The sequence below is a fragment of the Pseudacidovorax sp. genome, from assembly GCF_017991995.1.
Lineage (GTDB): Bacteria > Pseudomonadota > Gammaproteobacteria > Burkholderiales > Burkholderiaceae_C > Xenophilus.
Map to the genome: position 1 here is coordinate 137,039 of NZ_JAGOPN010000018.1, position 18,186 is coordinate 155,224.

Annotated in this window: 18 protein-coding genes and 1 rRNA gene; 12 read left to right on the top strand and 7 right to left on the bottom strand. The window is 68.4% G+C overall.

What is annotated here, in order from left to right:
- Positions 1–56: 56 nt before the first annotated feature.
- Together KBC94_RS22240 and KBC94_RS22245 are read left to right on the top strand one after the other, a co-directional pair.
- Positions 57–356 (top strand): type II toxin-antitoxin system RelE/ParE family toxin, encoded by a 300-nt coding sequence (locus tag KBC94_RS22240; RefSeq protein WP_294375303.1) that lies wholly within the window; start codon positions 57–59, stop codon positions 354–356.
- Positions 353–670 carry an addiction module antidote protein gene (locus KBC94_RS22245; protein ID WP_294375305.1) on the top strand — a complete coding sequence of 106 codons (318 nt, stop codon included), beginning with the start codon at positions 353–355 and terminating at the stop codon, positions 668–670. The genes KBC94_RS22240 and KBC94_RS22245 overlap by 4 nt, the downstream gene beginning before the upstream one ends.
- 289 nt (positions 671–959) lie before the next feature.
- On the opposite strand, the gene KBC94_RS22250 is transcribed toward KBC94_RS22245, so the two are convergent.
- Positions 960–2,030, bottom strand: coding sequence for a type II asparaginase (locus KBC94_RS22250; protein WP_294375308.1), 1,071 nt, complete (start codon positions 2,028–2,030; stop codon positions 960–962).
- Positions 2,031–2,261: 231 nt separating this feature from the next.
- On the opposite strand from KBC94_RS22250, the gene KBC94_RS22255 reads away from it, so the two are divergent.
- The 8 genes from KBC94_RS22255 (at position 2,262) to KBC94_RS22290 (ending at position 10,388) form a co-directional block, all read left to right on the top strand.
- Entirely contained in the window at positions 2,262–2,942 is a 681-nt protein-coding gene (locus KBC94_RS22255; RefSeq protein WP_294375310.1) for a TetR/AcrR family transcriptional regulator, read from the top strand.
- A gap of 124 nt (positions 2,943–3,066) precedes the next feature.
- Positions 3,067–3,654 carry an NAD(P)H-dependent oxidoreductase gene (locus KBC94_RS22260; protein WP_294375313.1) on the top strand — a complete coding sequence of 196 codons (588 nt, stop codon included), beginning with the start codon at positions 3,067–3,069 and terminating at the stop codon, positions 3,652–3,654.
- Between the two features lie 81 nt (positions 3,655–3,735).
- Positions 3,736–5,031: an amidohydrolase family protein gene (locus tag KBC94_RS22265; RefSeq protein WP_294375316.1), complete on the top strand. Its 1,296-nt coding sequence runs from the start codon at positions 3,736–3,738 to the stop codon at positions 5,029–5,031.
- A 31-nt stretch (positions 5,032–5,062) separates the two neighbouring features.
- The gene (locus KBC94_RS22270) at positions 5,063–5,917 is read left to right on the top strand and encodes a creatininase family protein (protein WP_294375319.1); all 855 of its coding nucleotides are present in this window, start codon (positions 5,063–5,065) and stop codon (positions 5,915–5,917) included.
- 311 nt (positions 5,918–6,228) lie between these two features.
- Positions 6,229–7,191: an ABC transporter substrate-binding protein gene (locus tag KBC94_RS22275; protein ID WP_294375346.1), complete on the top strand. Its 963-nt coding sequence runs from the start codon at positions 6,229–6,231 to the stop codon at positions 7,189–7,191.
- Positions 7,188–8,006, top strand: coding sequence for an ABC transporter ATP-binding protein (locus KBC94_RS22280; protein WP_294375320.1), 819 nt, complete (start codon positions 7,188–7,190; stop codon positions 8,004–8,006). The genes KBC94_RS22275 and KBC94_RS22280 overlap by 4 nt, the downstream gene beginning before the upstream one ends.
- 74 nt (positions 8,007–8,080) lie before the next feature.
- Positions 8,081–9,004 carry an ABC transporter permease gene (locus KBC94_RS22285; RefSeq protein ID WP_294375322.1) on the top strand — a complete coding sequence of 308 codons (924 nt, stop codon included), beginning with the start codon at positions 8,081–8,083 and terminating at the stop codon, positions 9,002–9,004.
- Positions 9,005–9,029: 25 nt separating this feature from the next.
- On the top strand, positions 9,030–10,388 hold the full coding sequence (locus KBC94_RS22290; protein WP_294375324.1) for an FAD-binding oxidoreductase: 1,359 nt from the start codon (positions 9,030–9,032) through the stop codon (positions 10,386–10,388).
- A gap of 27 nt (positions 10,389–10,415) precedes the next feature.
- On the opposite strand, the gene lnt is transcribed toward KBC94_RS22290, so the two are convergent.
- The 5 genes from lnt to KBC94_RS22315 all read right to left on the bottom strand — a co-directional run bounded on the left by lnt (position 10,416) and on the right by KBC94_RS22315 (position 15,322).
- Positions 10,416–11,960 (bottom strand): apolipoprotein N-acyltransferase, encoded by a 1,545-nt coding sequence (gene lnt, locus KBC94_RS22295; RefSeq protein ID WP_294375326.1) that lies wholly within the window; start codon positions 11,958–11,960, stop codon positions 10,416–10,418.
- The gene (locus KBC94_RS22300; RefSeq protein ID WP_017758362.1) at positions 11,960–12,838 is read right to left on the bottom strand and encodes a transporter associated domain-containing protein; all 879 of its coding nucleotides are present in this window, start codon (positions 12,836–12,838) and stop codon (positions 11,960–11,962) included. The genes lnt and KBC94_RS22300 overlap by 1 nt, the downstream gene beginning before the upstream one ends.
- Positions 12,839–12,935: 97 nt before the next feature.
- Positions 12,936–13,682: a GNAT family N-acetyltransferase gene (locus KBC94_RS22305; protein ID WP_294375330.1), complete on the bottom strand. Its 747-nt coding sequence runs from the start codon at positions 13,680–13,682 to the stop codon at positions 12,936–12,938.
- Between the two features lie 110 nt (positions 13,683–13,792).
- Positions 13,793–14,266, bottom strand: a complete 474-nt coding sequence (locus KBC94_RS22310; RefSeq protein ID WP_017758360.1) for an Lrp/AsnC family transcriptional regulator — start codon at positions 14,264–14,266, stop codon at positions 13,793–13,795.
- 105 nt (positions 14,267–14,371) lie between these two features.
- The gene (locus tag KBC94_RS22315; protein ID WP_294375332.1) at positions 14,372–15,322 is read right to left on the bottom strand and encodes an alpha/beta fold hydrolase; all 951 of its coding nucleotides are present in this window, start codon (positions 15,320–15,322) and stop codon (positions 14,372–14,374) included.
- Between the two features lie 33 nt (positions 15,323–15,355).
- Here KBC94_RS22315 and KBC94_RS22320 point away from each other — a divergent pair, with 33 nt between their 5' ends.
- A complete protein-coding gene (locus tag KBC94_RS22320; protein WP_294375335.1) occupies positions 15,356–17,062 on the top strand; it encodes an AMP-binding protein in 1,707 nt (568 codons plus the stop codon).
- Between the two features lie 11 nt (positions 17,063–17,073).
- Positions 17,074–18,066 carry an MBL fold metallo-hydrolase gene (locus tag KBC94_RS22325; protein ID WP_294375337.1) on the top strand — a complete coding sequence of 331 codons (993 nt, stop codon included), beginning with the start codon at positions 17,074–17,076 and terminating at the stop codon, positions 18,064–18,066.
- Between the two features lie 23 nt (positions 18,067–18,089).
- Here KBC94_RS22325 and rrf read toward each other — a convergent pair.
- Positions 18,090–18,186: ribosomal RNA gene (rrf, locus tag KBC94_RS22330) — 5S ribosomal RNA — on the bottom strand; the annotation flags it as partial.

An 18,186-nucleotide genomic window follows, 5' to 3' on the forward strand; every position in this document is an offset into this window, starting at 1 on the left:
GCTCTGCAGCCCAGCGGACCACCTTGGATTCTGTCGCTCACAGGCTACAATCCGGCATGCGCGTCGAGCAGACAGACGAGTACAGGGAGTGGATCGGTGACCTGAAGGATGTGGTCGGTCGTGCGCGAATCCTGATGCGCGTAGACCGGCTCATTCATGGCAATCCGGGCACGCATCGCCATCTGACGGGTGGCGTATCTGAACTGAAGATCGACGTCGGCCCTGGCTACCGCGTCTACTACTGCCAGCGCGGCGACCGTCTTCTGCTGCTTCTTGCAGGCGGCGCCGGCCTCCCAGAGCCGGGACATCGCCACCGCGCTCCAACTGGCGAAGGACTACGAAGGGTAAGCGCATGACCAATGCACACGCTGGCAAGACATCGAGGACCAGAACTTCCGCCTATGACGTGGCGGAGCACCTGCGTACGCCTGAGGAGATGGCGGCCTACCTCGACGCGTGGCTGGACGAAGCGCCCGACGATAGCGCCGGTATCGCACGCGCTTTGGGTGACATCGCGCGTGCCAAGGGCATGAGCCACGTCGCCAGGGAGGCGGGCCTCAGCCGCGAGAGCCTGTACCGCGCGCTGAGCGCGGACGGCAACCCCAGCTTCGCCACCGTGCTCAAGGTGGCCAAGGCCCTCGGCCTGCGGCTGCATGCCCAGCCGGCTTGAGACACAGGACTTGCATTCGCCCCTGCCCCGTCAGAGAGAACTGACCCCAGAGCAGCCCAGCGCCGGCCCGGCACACGCCGCCACTGATCGAAAGGCCGCGGAGCAGCCAAGCCAGCAGGCCGCGCGGAAACGGCTCCGCCGGGCCGCCGGAGCGTCTTGCAGACCGCGCTGCGCCAGTGGCGCAGCCCCTCGCCAGTCGCAAAAGGTCCACCAGACCTTTTGTGTACGGGCTCGGCCCCTTGAGGGGAGTGCGGGCCACACGCAGGGAGGCCCGCACACGGGGTGGGTGTCAATACTCCCAGAAGATCCGCTGCAGCTCCTTCGTGTCGCGCGTCTTGGTCAGCGCCACCATCGCCAGGATGCGGGCCTTCTGCGGGTTCAGGTCGTGCGCCACCACCCAGTCGTACTTGTCGTCGGGCTGCTCGGCATTGCGCAGCACGAAGCCGCCGGTATTCACGCGCGAGCTGCGGATGATCTGCACGCCTTCGCTGCGCAGCTTCTGCAGCGCGGGCACGGCGCGGTCGGCCACCGAGCCGTTGCCGGTGCCGGCATGGACGAGCGCGGCCTTGCCCTTGCCGATGGCCTCGTACTGGTCGGCGGGCACGTTGCCGTAGCCGTAGGCGATGTCCACCGCAGGCAAGGCGGTGATCTGGTCGATGTCGAACTCCGATTGCATGGTGTGCTTCTTCACCGGCGCGCGGAACCAGTAGCTCTTGCCCTCGACGATCATGCCCAGCGGGCCCCACTGACTCTTGAAGGCCTCGGTCTTGATGTTGATGGCCTTGGCCACGTCGCGGCCCGACTGGATCTCGTCGTTCATCGTCACCAGCACGCCCTTGCCGGATGCGTCCTTGCTGGCGGCCACGTTGACGGCGTCGTACAGGTTTAGCGCGCCGTCGGCCGACAGCGCCGTGCCGGGGCGCATGGAACCGACCACCACGATGGGCTTGGCCGTGTGCACCGTCAGGTTGAGGAAGTACGCGGTCTCTTCCAGCGTGTCGGTGCCGTGGGTGACGACGATGCCGTCCACGTCGGCCTGCTTGGCCAGGGCCGAGACGCGCTTGGCCAGGGTCAGCAGGTTGTCGTTGGTGAAGCTTTCCGACGCGATCTGGAACACCTGCTCGCCACGCACGGTGGCCACCTTGGACAGCTCGGGCAGGCCGGCGATCAGCTTGTCCACTGGCACCTTGGCGGCGGCATAGGTGGCGCTGTTGGCCGCCGAGGCGCCCGCGCCGGCGATGGTGCCGCCGGTGGCCAGGATCACCACATTGGGCAGGGCCTGCTGGGCCTGGGCAAGGGCAGCGCCGGCCATGAGCGCGGTGCCGGCAGCCAGGGCACGAAGACGGTAGGAAAGGTACATGCGGAAACTCCGTTATCGATATGTGGTCACACGGCCTGCACGGTCCTCAAGGAGGCTCTCGACCTTCCTGCAGGACCACCGATGCGGCCGCCCGCAACGCTAATCAGGATTTGTGCCGAGGCCCGCCGCGTTCGATGCCGAAGCGGCATCCGGCCATGCCCCGCAGTACCATCGCGCGACTCTCGACCGCCCTCGCGCTGCGCCTTGCCTCCCCATCTCTCCGATCCCGATATGCCTGCCGACGGCACCTCGCCCCCGCAGGAGATGCCCGCGCCCGACGGGCCTCTGTCGCGCGCACGCCCCGGGCGCGAGCGCATCCTGGCGGCCATCCGCGCGGCGGCCATCACCGAGTTCAGCCTCCACGGCCTCAAGGGCACCTCGACCCAGGCCATCGCCCAGCGCGCGGGCCTGACCAAGCCGCAATTGCACTACTACATCGCCGGCAAGGAAGAGCTCTACTCCGAGCTGCTGATGCAGGTGCTGCACGAGTGGAAGGTGGTCTTCTCCTTCGACGAGCATGCCAACGACCCGGCCCGGGTGCTGGCGGCCTACGTGCGGCAGAAGCTGGACCATGCCTTCGACAAGCCGGAGATGTCGCGCATCTTCACGCGCGAGGTGCTGGACGGCGGCCGCAACCTGGAGCGCTTCTGGCCCATGTCGCGCCAGTGGACGCAGAAGAAGATCGACATCATCGATGGCTGGATCGCCCGCGGCCTGATGCGCCCGCTCGATGGCCGGCTGCTGCTGCAGCACATCTGGGCCATGACGCAGTACCACGCCGACTACGCGCTGCAGGTGCGCTCGATGGGCGGCCTGCCCGAGGACGCGCACATCGACCGCGAGCCCATCGCGCGCGAGCTGATCGGCTTCGTACTCGCCGGCTGCGGCATGGCGGTACCGGCCGACGCCTGACGGCGGCCCGTCTCGCGCCCCCTCTTTCTCCTGCCTCCGGCCTGCTCGCACCGCCCCGGTGCGTCCGCCCTGGCACGCCACGTGCTTAATTTGACCGATTGCTCTGACTCATCGGTCAAACACCATGCGCGTGCTCGTCGTCTACTGCCATCCAGTCGAAACCAGCTTCGCTTCGGCCATGCACCAGGAGGTGCTGCGCAACCTGCGCGCCGCGGGCCACGAGGTGGACGACTGCGACCTGTATGCGGAAGGCTTCAACCCGGTGATGTCGCGCGAGGAGCGCCTGGGCTACCACGACGTGCCCGCCAACCGCGCGCCGCTGCAGTCCTATGTGGATCGGCTGGAGCGGGCCGAAGCCATCGTGTTCTGCTTCCCGACCTGGTGCTTCGGCCTGCCCGCCATGCTCAAAGGCTGGTTCGACCGGCTGCTGATGCCGGGCGTGGCCTTCGACATCAGCGACCCGGCCAACGTCCGGCCCATGCTGCGCAACATCAAGCGCATCAGCGCCGTGGTCACCTACGGGCGGCCGCGCTGGATGGCCTGGTACATGGGCGACCCGCCGCGCAAGATCATCACGCGCTACATGAAGCGGCTCACGGCCGCGCAGGCGCGGGTGGACTACCACGCGCACTACCACATGAACGTGGCGACCGAGGCACAGCTCGGCCGCTTCAAGGCCCGCGTGGGCGCCGCCATGGCGGCCTTCCGCTGACCCCGAACCGGCCGACGCCATGCCTGCCTGTCTCGCCACCCGCCCCTCCGGCCCCGTGCGCCGTGCGCCGAAGGTCTGGCCATGACCACGCATTCCACCCCCGCCGTCCTGCGCCATGCCCGCCTGCCGGCCTGGCTGCTGGGCGACGCCTGGCCGCGCGCCGGCACCGCGCCGGCGCTCGCGCGCATCGAGCTGGCGCACGGCCGGGTGCAGGCCGTGGTGCCCGAAGATGGCAGTCCCATCGAGCCCGGCGCCTGGCAACTGCACGGCGCGCTGGTGCTGCCTGGCCTGGTCGATGCCCACGTGCACCTGGACAAGACCTTCACCCTGGCCCGCATCCCCGAGGTGCAACCCGGCCTGCTGGGTGCCATCGAGGCCTCGGTGGCCGACATGGCCCGCTGGACCCCTGAGGACATCCGCACCCGCGCCAGCCAGGGCCTGCAGTGGGCCTGGGAGGCCGGCACGACGCTGCTGCGCACCCACGTCAACTGGCCCGAGATCGGCCCGCTGCCCTGCGCCTGGCCAGTGCTCGACCGGCTGGCGCACGACTGGGCCGACCGCCTCACCCTGCAGTTGGTGAGCCTGACAAAGCTCGACAGCTTTGCCGACCCCGCCGCCGCGCGCACCGTGGCGGCGCAGGTCAAGGCCAGCGGCGCGCATGCGCTGATGGGCGGCTTCGTGCACTCCACCAACTGGAACGCACAGGCCATGCGCCACCTGCTGCAGGCGGCCCAGGCGCAGGATCTGGACGTCGACCTGCATGTGGACGAGGAGCTGCACCCGACGGCCGAAGGTCTGCTGGGCACGGCGCGCATCGCCCGCGAACTGGGCTTTGCCGGCCGCATCGTCTGCGGCCATGTCTGCGCGCTGGCCGCCATGCCCGAATCCCGCGCCCTCGCCATCCTGGATGAGGTGGCACGCGCGCCCATCACGCTGGTCAGCCTGCCCATCACCAACCTGCTGCTGCAGGACGCCAGCACCGGCCGCACGCCGCGACAGCGCGGCCTGACGCTGGTGAAGGAGGCGCGCGCCCGCGGCATTCCGCTGCTCTTCGCCAGCGACAACGTGCAGGACCCGTTCTGCCCCGTCGGCAGCTACGACCCGCTCGAAGGCATGGCCGCGGCGGTGCTGGCCGGCCAGCTCGATGCGCCCTTCGACCGCTGGTCCGACACGCTGTGCCGCGCGGACTTCCTGGCGCGCGGCATGCCAGGCGCGCCGCGGATGGTGGATGGGCCGGCCGACCTGCTGATCTTTACGCAGGCTGACGCCACCGCCTGGCCCTCGCGCACCGGCGCGCGCGTGCTGCTGCGCACGGGCGTGGCCCACGGCGCACCGCCAGCGGCCTGGATCGCACCCACGGCCGCGGCCACCGCCTGAACACGCTCCTCACGAACCAGGACTCCTTGCCATGCTGCACGGCTATATCCCTCCGCACCGCTTCCTGCCCTACCTGAGCTGGACCGAGATCGACCAGTTGCCCGACCGCGAGAACACCGTGATCGTGCTGCCCTGCGGCGCCATCGAGCAGCATGGCCCTCATCTGCCCTGCTCGGTGGACAGCGTGATCGCCTCCGGCGTGATGGGCGAGGCGCTGCGCCGGCTGCCCGCCTCGGTGCGTGCCTTCGCGCTGCCGCCCATCACCTACGGCAAGTCGGAAGAGCACCTGCACTTTCCCGGCACCGTCACGCTCACCGGCACCACGCTGCTGGCCACCGTCACCGAGATCGGCGAGTCGGTCTACCGCGCGGGCTTCCGCAAGCTGCTGCTGGCCAACGGCCATGGCGGCCAGCCGCAGGTGCTGGAGATGGCCGCGCGCGAGCTACGTCTGCGCCATGGCGACTACGTGGTCGTGCCGCACGGCGTGAGCCGGCTGCCCAGCGCCGCGAGCCGGCAGGTCAGCGAGCAGGAGAAGAGGCTCGCCATGCATGCCGGCCATTCCGAGACCGCGCTCATGCTGGCCCTGGCGCCCGAGACGGTGCACATGGAGCGCGCCGCGGCCAACTTTCCACCGCCCTTCCCCATCAAGCTGCTGTCGCCCGACGGCCGCCCGGCCTGCGCCTGGACGGCGCGCGACTTCGGTCCCAGCGGCGTCATCGGCGACCCCACCAGCGCCACGCGCGAGCAGGGCCAGGAGATCCTGGACACGCTGGCCGACAGCTGGGTGCAGGCACTGACCGAGCTCTACCAGCTGCGCTGGCTGGTGCGCGAAGAAGCCACCTGGGAGCGCGGCCATTTCACCGGTCACATCGAAAGCGCCCGCTGAAATGAACCCACCCCGTTTGGACTTCCTCACTGCGTATGGAAGTCCCATCCCCCTCAAGGGGCGCACCCGGCGGCCGGGCCAAGCCCGTTCCGCGGGTGCCCTGGCGCGGCCTGCTCCGCGGCCTTTCGATCAGGAGGGTGGCGCCTGTGTCGTCGAAAACCGAAATGACTTTTCAAACGGTGCGGCTCTTGCTTGGGCAACGCACCGGCCCACGCCCCTTTTTCGTCCCCCGTCCCCGCACTGATTTGTCCGACCTTTCCAGGAGCCCTGCCTTGAACCACCGCTTCACCCGCCTCGCTTCGCAATCCGCCCTGGCCCTGGGCGCCGCCGTCCTGGGACTCGCCGCCACCGGCGCCCGGGCCGAGGAAAAGTTCACCTACATGACCAACTGGTACGCGCAGGCCGAACACGGCGGCTTCTACCAGGCGGTGGCCACGGGCATCTACAAGAAGTACGGCCTGGACGTGACCATCAAGATGGGCGGTCCGCAGGTCAACATCCTGCAGATCATGGGCGCCGGCCAGGCCGACTGCATCATGGGCTCCAGCGACCTGCAGATGATGCGGGCCCGCGACAACGGCCTGCCGGTGGTCACGGTGGCCGCGCTGTTCCAGAAGGACCCGCAGGTGCTCATCGCCCACGAGGACGTGAAGTCCATGGAGGAGATGAAGACCAAGACGGTGCTCATCGCGGCCAGCGCGCAGCAGGGCTACTGGGCCTGGGTCAAGGCCAAGTACGGCCTGACCGATTCGCAGACCAAGCCCTACACCTTCAACATCCAGCCCTTCCTGGCCGACAAGAACATGGTGCAGCAGGGCTACCTCACCTCCGAGCCCTACGCGATCCAGAAGGCTGGCGCCAAGGCCAACACCTTCCTGCTGGCCGACCTGGGCTACCCCTCCTACGCCACCACCATCTCCTGCATGGAGAAGACGGTGACCGACCGCGCCAAGGCCGTGGCCGACTTCGTCAAGGCCAGTGCCGAGGGCTGGAAGAGCTACCTGGCCGACCCGGCCCCGGGCAATGCCCTCATCAAGAAGGACAACCCGAACATGACCGACGACCAGCTCGCCTACAGCGTGGCCAAGATGAAGGAAATGGGCATCGTCGGCTCCGGCGATGCCGTGAAGAACGGCATCGGCACCATGACCGAGGCCCGCATCAAGGCCAACTACGACTTCCTGGTCGGCCAGAAATTCATCGACCCGGCCAAGGTGGACGTGAGCAAGGCCTACAAGCTGGACCTGGCCCGCAACGCCAAGGTGCTGCCGTGACGGACCTCGTCCACGCGCCCGCCGCGGGCGTGCCGGCGATCGAGGTGCTGTCGGCGCAGAAGACCTACCCCAACGGCACGGTCGCGCTGCAGCCGGTGGACCTCACGATCCAGGAGGGCGAGTTCGTCACGCTGCTCGGCCCTTCGGGCTGCGGCAAGAGCACGCTGCTGAAGATGGTCGCGGGCCTGCTGGAGCCCAGCGACGGCCGGCTGCTGCTGTGGCGCAAGCCGGTGCAGCAGCTGCACGAGAGCACACAGAAGATGTCCTTCGTCTTCCAGTCGCCCACGCTGATGCCCTGGGCGACGGTGCAGGCCAACGTTCGGCTGCCGCTGGACCTGGCCAAGGTGCCGCGCGCCGAGGCCGATGCGCGCGTAGCCGAGGCGCTCGAACTGGTGGGCTTGGCCAAGTTCGCCAACGCCCTGCCGCGGGCGTTGTCGGGCGGCATGCAGATGCGCGTCTCCATCGCCCGCGGGCTGGTGGTGCAGCCCAACCTGCTGCTGATGGACGAGCCCTTCGGCGCGCTGGACGAGATCACCCGCCACAAGCTCGATGCCGACCTGCTCGAACTCTGGCGCAAGAAGAAGCTGACAGTGGTGTTCGTCACCCACTCCATCCACGAGGCGGTGTTCCTGTCCAGCCGCGTGGTGATGATGGCCGCGCGCCCGGGCCGCATCGTGGAAGAAGTGCGCATCGACGAGCCCTATCCGCGCAGCGCGGAGTTCATGGTGTCTTCGCAGTTCCAGCACTACGCCAAGCACCTGCAGCGCAGCCTGCTGGCGGCCAGCCAGTACAGCGACGAGGAACACGCGGCCTGACCGCGGCGGGCCCATGCGCCCGTCGCTTTCGCCACAGCAGACCGGCGGCCTAGGCCGCCACGGAGATCGACCCCATGAGCATCACCTGGAACGCCGCCGCGCCGGCGCCTTCCGACGCCCCGTCCGCCGCGCACGCCGTTGCCGCGCCGGCACCCGCGGCCTTCGCACCCGCGCCCCAACGCCCGCCCGCGCGCGAGGCCCGCGTGCCGCTGCTGCGCCAGCCGCGCGTGCAGCGCATCCTGCTGCCGCTGATCGTCGGCCTGGTGCTGCTCGGCGGTTGGCAGGCGCTGGTGGTCGGGATGGAACTGCCGCCCTACCTCGTGCCCTCGCCGGTGCTGATGCTGCAGACGCTCTTCACCGACTGGGCCGTGCTGGGCGGCGCACTGCTGGTCACGCTCAAGATCACCGTGCTGTCCTTCGTGGTGGCCACGGTGGTGGGCGTGCTGATCTCCTTCCTCTTCGTGCAGAGCCGGCTGATCGAGACGGCGCTGTTTCCCTACGCGGTGCTGCTGCAGGTCACGCCGATCGTGGCGGTGGCGCCGCTGATCATCATCTGGGTGAAGGAGCCCACGGCCTCGCTGGTGATCTGCGCGGCGCTGGTGGCGCTGTTCCCGATCATCTCCAACACCACGCTGGGCCTGCGCAGCATCGACCCCGACCTGCAGGCCTATTTCCGCATGAACCGCGCGACGCGGCTGCAGACGCTGGTGCGCCTGCGCATCCCGAGCGCGTTGCCCTACTTCTTCGGCGGCCTGCGCATCTCCAGCGGCCTGGCGCTGATCGGCGCCGTGGTGGCGGAGTTCGTCGCCGGCACCGGCGGCAACGCCACCGGCCTGGCCTACCAGATCCTGATGGCGGGCTATCAGCTGAACATTCCGCGCATGTTCGCTGCCCTGCTGCTCATCTCCCTGACCGGCGTCGCTCTCTTTGCCGCCATGGCCTGGCTCACGCGCGTGGCGCTGGGCGGCTGGCACGCCAGCGAGCTGTCGCACGACTGAACCTGATTCCGAGGAAATCTTGACCATGAACGCCCGCCTGCGTGACATCGAACAGCTGCACCTGGAACTGCCCGACCTCGACTGGATCACCGACCCGAACCGCATCGAGCGGCTGTCGCAGGACTTCTCCTGGTTCAGCCCAGTGCTGAAGCGCCAGCTCGAAGGCAAGGTGGCCGACAGCGTGGTGCGGCCCCGCACCGAGGACGAGATCCGCCGCCTGGTGGCCGCCTGCGCGCGTCTCAAGCTGCCGCTTACCATCCGCGGCAGCGGCACCGGCAACTACGGACAGACCACGCCGCTGGCCGGTGGCGTGGTGCTGGACATGACGGGCTACAACGGCGTGCTCTGGACGCGCCCCGGCGTGGCACGCGCCCAGGCCGGCATCCGGCTGAACGAGCTGGAGAAGGCCACGCGCCCCACGGGCTGGGAGCTGCGCTGCGTGCCCTCCACCTTCCGCAGCGCCACGCTCGGCGGCCTCTTCGGCGGCGGCTTCGGCGGCGTGGGCTCGATCAACCACGGCCCGCTGGCCGCGCCCGGCAATGTGCTGGGGATCAAGGCCATGACCATCGAGTCGGAGCCGCAGATCGTCGAGCTGCGCGGCGCCGAGGCGATGCGCATGCACCACCTGTGGGGCACCAACGGCCTGGTGCTGGAGATCGAGGTCGGCCTCGCGCCCTGCCAGCCCTGGCTGGAGACGCTGGTTACCTTCACCGACTTCGACCAGGCCATCGCCTTCGCCGACGAGCTGGCGCGTGCGCCCGGCCTGGCCAAGCGCGAAGTCGCCTTCTTCGCCAGCCCCGTGCCGGACTACCTCTCGCAGCTGGCCGAGCACCTGCCCAAGGGCTGCCATGCCGTGCTCTCGCTGGTGGCCGAGCCGGGCGACGAAGCGATGAAGGAAATGGTGGCGGCCCGAGGTGGCACCGTCAGCTACCGCCGCACCGCCGACGAGGTGGCGCGCAGCCACAAGACGCTGATGGAGTTCACCTGGAACCACACCACGCTGCATGCGCTGAAGGTGGACAAGACCCTCACTTACCTGCAGACCAGCTTCACCCCCGGCCAGCATGTGCAGCAGATCACCGAGCTGACGAAGCGCTATGCCAGCGAGGTGTTCATGCACGCCGAGTTCCTGCGCACGATGGACGGCCAGATGAGCTGCAGCGCGCTACAGCTGGTGCGCTTCACGACCGAGGCACGCCTGGCCGAGATCATCCGCGAGCACCGCGAATTCGGCGTGCGCATCAACAACCCGCACACCTTCATCGTCGAGGACGGCAAGGCGGGCGGCGACCTGCCGGAGGAGGTGGTGGCGGTGAAGCGGCGCTTCGATCCGCTAGGCCTGCTCAATCCCGGGAAGCTCCGGCACCATCCCGTCGCGGGCTGAGGCGCCGGGTCTTCCGGCGCCGCGGCGTCAACGGCGCTTTCGCACGCGCCAGACCGAGAACGCCAGCACTGCCAGCGACAGCAGCCACAGTGGCGCCAGGCCGAAGCGCGACACCCACCAGGCGAAGGGCGTGATGCCGGTGCGGCCTTCCACCTCGGCCTCCAGCACGCCGCGCGTGAGGCGGGGCAGTTCGTGCGTCACACGGCCGCGGTGGTCGATCACCACGGTCGCGCCCGTGTTGGTCGCGCGCAGCATGGGCCGCTCGAACTCCAGCGCCCGCATGCGTGAGATGGCACGGTGCTGATCGATGGCCACCGTGTCGCCGAACCAGGCGATGTTGCTCACGTTGAGCAGCATGGTGGGCGCGGTGGCCGCATCGCGGAAGCCGGCGCCGATCTCGTCGCCGAACAAATCCTCGTAGCAGATGTTCGGCGCGATGCGCTGGCCCTGCCAGTCGAAGCTGCGCTGGGGCAACCCGCCGCGGCCGAAATCGGCCAGCGGAATGTTCATCATGTCGGTGAACCAGCGGAAGCCGAAGGGGATGAACTCGCCGAAGGGCACCAGGTGGTGCTTGTCGTAGCGGTACGGCCGCTCGGCGAGCCCGGGGCCGAAGCCCAGCAGCGAATTGGCATAGCGGCCCGGACCATCCTCCATCGGTACGCCGACGATGGCGGCCTGCCCGCCCTGCGAATAGCGCGCGGCGATGGCGGACAGGTAGCCTTCGGGCAATTGGCGCGGCAGCAGGGGCAGCGCCGTCTCGGGCGTGACCACCAGGGCAGCACGGTTCTTTTGCAGTTGCTCGCCATACCACCGCAGCGCGGTGTCGATGCCGCTGCCGCTGCCTGGGACGAACTTCTCGTCCTGCGGAATGTTGCCCTGGAGCAGTGCGACCGACAGGCGACCGGTGCTGGCCCCGGGCCCGCCGTCGCTGTGCATGAAGCCCAGACCCGACGGCAACGCGAGCAGGACTGCAGCGGCCAGCGGCAGCATCCCTGTGCGACGCTGCCTCTTCCACAGGCCCACACAGGCCGCCGAGGCGGCCGCTGCGGCGCCGAGGCCATAGACGCCCAGCCATGGCGCATAGCCAGCCAGCGGGCCGTCCACATGGGCATAGCCGCCAGCGCCCCAGGGGAAGCCGGTGAACAGGCTTCCGCGGACCAGCTCGGCCAGCGTCCAGACGGCAGCGAAGAGCAGCACCCGGCTACCTGCAGAGAGCCGCGGCGCCAGCCAGCCCCACAGTCCGCCGGCCACGCCGTAGTAGATGGCGAGCCCGCCGCCCAGGAACAGCACGGCCAGCGCCGCCAACGGGGCCGGCAGCCCGCCGTAGGTGTTCATCGAAATGAAGAGCCACCAGAAGGTGCCACACAGCCAGGTGGTGGCGAAGACCCAGGCGCCCAGGGCCGGCCTGCGCCAGCCGGGCGCCTGGCGTTGCTCGCCGTCGAGCAAAGCGGTCAGCGCGGCCAGGGACAGCAGTTGCAGCCACCACAGCGGCTCGCCACCCCAGGGCCAGGCCATGGACGCCGCCTGGGCCAGGCCGGCCAGTGCGTAGGCCGGAAGGCGGCGCGCGCGCATCAGGCGGCGGTGTCTTCGGCCCGGGCGGGCGAGACCTTGAACCAGCGCACCGCGCCGCCGCGGGTGTGCATCACGACAAAGTCGAAGCCGCCCACCTCGTGGCGTTCGCCGCGCTTGGGCACATGGCCCATCTCGTGCGCGATGAGGCCACCGATGGTCTCGAAGTCCTCGGACTGCTGCTCTTCGCTGAACTGGATGCCGAAGGCTTCGGCCACACGCTCGATGGGCGTGTCGCCGCTCACGCGGTAGGTGTGGTCGGCCAGGCCGAAGATGTCGCCTTCGTCCTCGGCGACGTCGAACTCGTCCTCGATCTCGCCGACGATCTGCTCCAGCACGTCCTCGATGGTGATCAGGCCGGCCACCCGGCCGAATTCGTCGATCACCACGGCAAGGTGATTGCGGTTGCCGCGGAACTCGCGCAGCAGGTCGTTCAGGCCCTTGCTCTCGGGCACGAAGGTGGCGGGCCGCAGCAGGGCGCGGATGTTCAGCTCCGGCGAGCGCTGCAGCTTGAGCAGGTCCTTCGCCAGCAGGATGCCGATGATGTTTTCCTTCTCGCCCTCGTAGACCGGGAAGCGCGAGTGCGCGGTGTCGATGACGAGGTAGAGGATGTCCTCGTAGGCCGCATCGATGTCGATGAGGTCCATGCGCGGAGCGGCCACCATCACGTCGCCGGCCGTCATGTCGGCCATGCGCAGCACGCCTTCGAGCATCACCCGCGAGTCGGGTCCGATGATGTCGTTGTCTTCGGCGTCGGCGAGGGTTTCGATCAGTTCGTCGCGCGAATCCGGTCCGGGGTGGATGAATTCGGCGATCTTCTGGAGGAGGCCGCGCTTGTCGTCCCGGGGATGGGAGGCGCGTTCAGGGTGGGGGTCGGCCACTGCGTGAGGGCGGGAGTTGAGGGAGGCCTAGGATACCGGAATGCCTTGGCGGCATGATGTCAGCCGCCATCTGCGCGCTTGCGCAACCCTTGCCTGCTCAGGGGGCCGAGCGCTGGCGCGCCTCGCGCACGCCCGAGCGCACTTCCTGCAGGCCGGCCAGGAAGGACCAGAACTGGTGGGCCCGCGCCTTCAGCTGGAAGTCGACTTCCCCGAACTGGTCCAGCGCGATGCCGGACATCCGGCTGTCGAAATCGGCGGCGGGCAGTTCGAGGTGGGCTTCGGATTCGGAGCCGCTGCGCACCACGGTCGCGCCGGCATGGCGGGCGATCTTGAGCATGGCGGTGTTCTCGCTCAGGGCATGGATGAACAGCATGCTCACGCCCTCGTTGCGGGCCACCATGACGGCGCGCTCGAAGAGCCGGCCCCCGTAGCCACGGCCCCGCGCGTGCTCGGACACCGAGACGCCGAACTCGGCGCAGCTGCCGTCCTGCCCGGTGGGCGCGAAGGCCAAGTGCGCCATGGCGATGATCTCGAGCCGGCGGTTGTAGATGCCGAAGATCTCGTCGCGCTGGAAGTCCAGCCCGTCCACGTAGCGTTGAACCTGCTCGTCGGATGCGGCATAGCCGAAGCGCAGGTAGCGGTCGCGCTGGGAGAGCGCCAGCAGATGGGCCAGGATGCGGTGACGCTCGCGCGGTCCGACAGAACGGATGGGAACCAGCCCCGCGGCGGCACGGGGACGCAACGGACGCGCAGTGCCCGTCGGCGCGGGATCGGCGGCGACCACGCCGGGGCGCAGCAGTTGCACGCCGGCACGCACGGTCTGGACAAGGGCCTTGGGGAACATGGGGTCGATCATAAGGGTTTTCCCTATAACTACCGATGAGGCGCTGTCACCGACCGGTCACGGGCACGGGGCATTCGCTGAAATGTTGCGGCGCAGCAACCTTTGAGCACTCAGACCGGCACGGCGGTCGTCGCCTTGACCCTGTCGAGCACGAAGCTGGTCTTGCAATCCTGCACGCTGGGGTGTTTGAGCAGGGTGTCCATGATGAAGCGGCTGTAGTGCGCCATGTCGGCCACGACGACACGCAGCAGGTAGTCCATCTCTCCCGTGAGCGCGCTGCATTCGACGACCTCGGGCCAGGCCTGGATGCTGGCGCGGAACAGGTCCATCGGGTTGCGCTTGTGGCTTTCGGTGTGTTTTTCGAGACGCACATTGAGGTAGGCGGTCAGGCCCAGGCCGACGGCTTCGGGCCGGACCAATGCGACATAGCGGTCGACCACGCCACTTTCCTCCAGCCGCCGCACACGCCGCAGCACCGCACTGGGCGAGAGGCTGACCTGCTCGGCGATCTGTTCGTAGGTGGCCCGGCCGTCGGCCTGGAGCAGTTGCAGGATGAGCCGGTCCTGCTTGTCGAGTGCGTGCATGGGGCAATTCTTGCCGCGATCGGCCGCGATGGCGAACGACGGCGCCCGGGCACCCTGCGTGGGACGGGCCCATCGCGACGCCTGCCGAGTGTGTTCGATGCCGCCTCAGTCTTCGTCCAGCAACGCCAGTGTCTCGGCCATGACGACCGTGTCGAAGGCCAGCTCCACATGGGCCAGGCCGTGGGCCGGCCGGTTGTCGGCGCCGGACAAGGTGGCGGTGTGCATGGGGAACACCATGTTGTCGCAGTTGGAGTACCAGCAGGTGAAGCGCGCGGGCGGGCAGGCGCGCTGAGCGACATCCAGCGCTCGCAGCCAGGCGCTGCCGATGCGCATCTCATGGCTGCTGGCGGCGCGGCCGACGCGCGCCGTCCAGGTTCCTGCATGCGGCGTGCCCAGCGTGACGATCCGGTGGATCGGCACGCGTCCGCCGGTACGGCACCACCAGGCGCGGGCAACCAGCCCGCCCATGCTGTGCGCCACGAGCATCGGCGCCTGGCCGGTGGCGGCATGCACACGTCGCACTGCGGCGTCGAGCGTGTCGATGAAACCGTCCAGGCCGCCCAGCGGCGGCTCCAGATCGACGGCGACGACGCATCGGCCTTGCGCCACGAGGCGGCTCAGCCAGGGGAGCCAGAAGCCCCGATTGCACGAAAAGCCATGAACGAGGACGACGCCTCGCCGGCCGTCCGGCGGCGGGACATGGTCCGGAATGCGGTTCGCGCGGAACGGCTGGCGCCACGCCCAGATTCGCGGCGACAACAGGCATTCGGCCCACCAGGCGCGCAGGAGCTGGGCGAGCGTCGCATGGGGCCCTTGGCCGCGTCGATTGACGACATTCGAGGCGAGGAATTCGGCGGCCAGCACCACGCCGTGCCCGCCCAGCAGCACCGCCCAGCCGCCGATGAGCCAGGACAGGGAACGGGCTGCCGCAAAGCCGGTCCATGCCAGCGCCGTGAGGCACCACGCGGCGACGAACCACCGCTGCCATCTCGCGATCATCGGCGCATGATCGCATGCGCCCCGGGCAAGCCCGGGGACCTCGGGCCAGGAGGCCATCCCACAATGCGGCAAGCAGAACCCGGAGACCGCATGCATCCCTCCCACCTTCCCAGCTATCCGCCCGGCGTCCCCTTCGAGATCGATCCGGAGCAGTACCAATCACTGAACGCGTTGTTCGAGGCATCGTTCAAGACGCATGCCGAGCGCCCGTTCTCGGTCTGCATGGAACGCTGGATGAGCTACGGCGAACTGGACCGCCTGTCGCGCACGCTGGGCTGCTGGCTGCAGTCGCTGGGGCTTGAGCCGGGCGCGCGCGTGGCCCTGATGCTGCCGAACATCCCGCAGTTCGCCATCGCCATGGTGGCCGTGCTCCGGGCGGGCTACACCTGTGTCAACGTCAACCCGCTCTACACGCCGCGCGAGCTGGAGCACCAGCTGAGCGACTCGGGCGCGAGCGCCATCATCCTGCTGGAGAACTTCGCAGCGACGCTGGAACCTGTGCTGCTGCGCACGCCGGTCCGGCATGTGCTGCTGACCGCCATGGGCGATCAGCTGGGCGGCCTGTACGGCGTCTGGATCACCACGGCCGTACGCCATCTCGCCAAGATGGTGCCGCCCTTCAAGCTGCCCATCGACAGCGGCCACAGCGTCACCACCTGGTCAGACGCGATGGCCAGCGGCCGTGACCGCACCCTTGCCGCTGACGGGTGCACGCTCGATTCCATCGCCTTTCTGCAGTACACCGGCGGCACGACGGGGCGATCCAAGGGGGCCATCCTCACGCACCGCAACATCATTGCCGCGACGCTGCAGGCCGAGGCCTGGTTCGCCCCGGCCATGACCAAGGTGGGGGATCCGGCGCGCATCAACGGCATCGCGGCGCTGCCGCTGTATCACATCTTTGCGCTGACGCTGTGCCTGCTGGCCATCCGGCAGGGATCGCACATGACGCTCGTGCCCAATCCGCGGGACATCGGCAAGTTTGTCGAGGTGCTCAGAAAGCGGCCCTTCCATGTGCTGCCGGCGGTGAACACGCTGTTCAATGCCTTGCTGGCCCATCCGGCGTTCAAGAGCGTGGACTGCTCGCAGCTCGTGATCTCCCAGGCCGGAGGCATGGCGGCGTCGGAGGGCACAGCGCGTGCGTGGTTCGAAGCCACGGGCTGCGCGATGATCGAAGGCTGGGGCATGAGCGAGACCTGCGCCATCGGCACCAACAATCCGGTCACCAACACCACTTTCTCCGGCACCATCGGCGTGCCGTTGCCGAGCATCGAGATCGCGATCAAGGACGACGAGGGACGCACCCTGCCGGAGGGTGCGTCCGGGGAGTTGTGCATCAAGGGCCCCAACGTGATGGTCGGCTATTACGGCCAGCCCGAGGAGACCGCGGCCGCCTTCACGCCAGACGGTTTCATGCGCACGGGCGACATCGCCGTCATGCTGCCGGATGGGCAGACGCGGATCATCGACCGCAAGAAGGACATGATTCTCGTCAGCGGCTTCAATGTCTTTCCGAACGAGCTGGAGAACGTGATTTCCCTGTGCCCTGGCGTGCTCGAGTGCGCAGCAGTCGGCGTGGCGGACGACAAGCAGGGCGAGGCGATCAAGGTGTTCGTCGTGCGCAAGGACGCCCAGCTAGACGAGGAGGCCCTCATGCGCTACTGCCACGCCGAACTCACCGGCTACAAGCGGCCCAAGTACATCGAGTTTCGCGACGCCTTGCCCAAGACCAACGTGGGCAAGATCCTACGGCGCGAACTGAGGCAGGACATTCGCAGCACCGCCGCGCATCATTGAAGGCGACTCGCATGGCGATTGAGTTGCCGGTCCAGATCACCGTCTTCGAGCGCGGCTGGCTGTCGTCCAACAACATCCTCCTGACCGGCGGGCGAGAGACGGTGCTGGTCGATACGGGCTACTGCACCCACGCGGACCAGACCCTTGCGCTGGTGCAGGACGCGCTCGCAGGTCGGACGCTCGACCGCATCGTCAACACCCATCTGCACAGCGACCATTGCGGCGGCAATGCGCAGCTGCAGGAGGCCTATCCCAGCGTACGGATCGGCATTGCGCGATCACAACTGGACAATGTGCGGTACTGGCGGGAAGAGGCGTTGACCTACCGAGCCACCGGTCAGCAATGCCCCCGCTTTGTTGCTCACGATGCGCTGAGCCCGGGTGACGTGATGGAGATGGGGGACCTCGCCTGGTCGGTGGTCGCCGGTGCCGGGCACGACCCCCACGAATTTCTGCTCTTCGAGCCGGAGCACCGCATCCTGATCTCGGCGGATGCCCTGTGGCAGCACGGCTACGGGGTCGTCTTTCCGGAGTTGGAGGGCGAGGACGGCTTCGCCGACGTGGCCGCCACACTGGACCGGATCGAGGCCCTGGCGCCTCGGATCGTGATTCCAGGTCACGGCGCGGCATTCCTGGATGTTGAGGAAGCGCTGGTGCGTGCCCGGCGTCGCCTGGCGCAGCAGCGTGACGATCCTCGATCCCATGCCTGGCATGCACTGAAGGTCCTGCTGAAGTTCAAGCTGCTGGAGCAGCGCCGTGTCGAGCGCACGGCCTTGCTGGAGTGGGCATCCACCATGCCCTATGCAACAGCGCTGGGGATGATGCACTTCGCCGACGAGCCGCTGTCGGCGCTCATGGAGCGCGCCCTGGGCAGCCTGCTCAAGAGCGGCGCGGCTCACCAACATGAAGAGTGGGTCGAGGACGGCGGCCGAATTAGCGCTCGCACGATTGCAATGACGGCTGTTACGGCTGCCCAAAACAAAAAGCCCCGCAGCGATTGCTGAGGGGCTTTTTGAGGGCTGTAAGAGCCTGACGATGACCTACTTTCACACGGGAGTCCGCACTATCATCGGCGCTGAGTCGTTTCACTGTCCTGTTCGGGATGGGAAGGAGTGGTACCAACT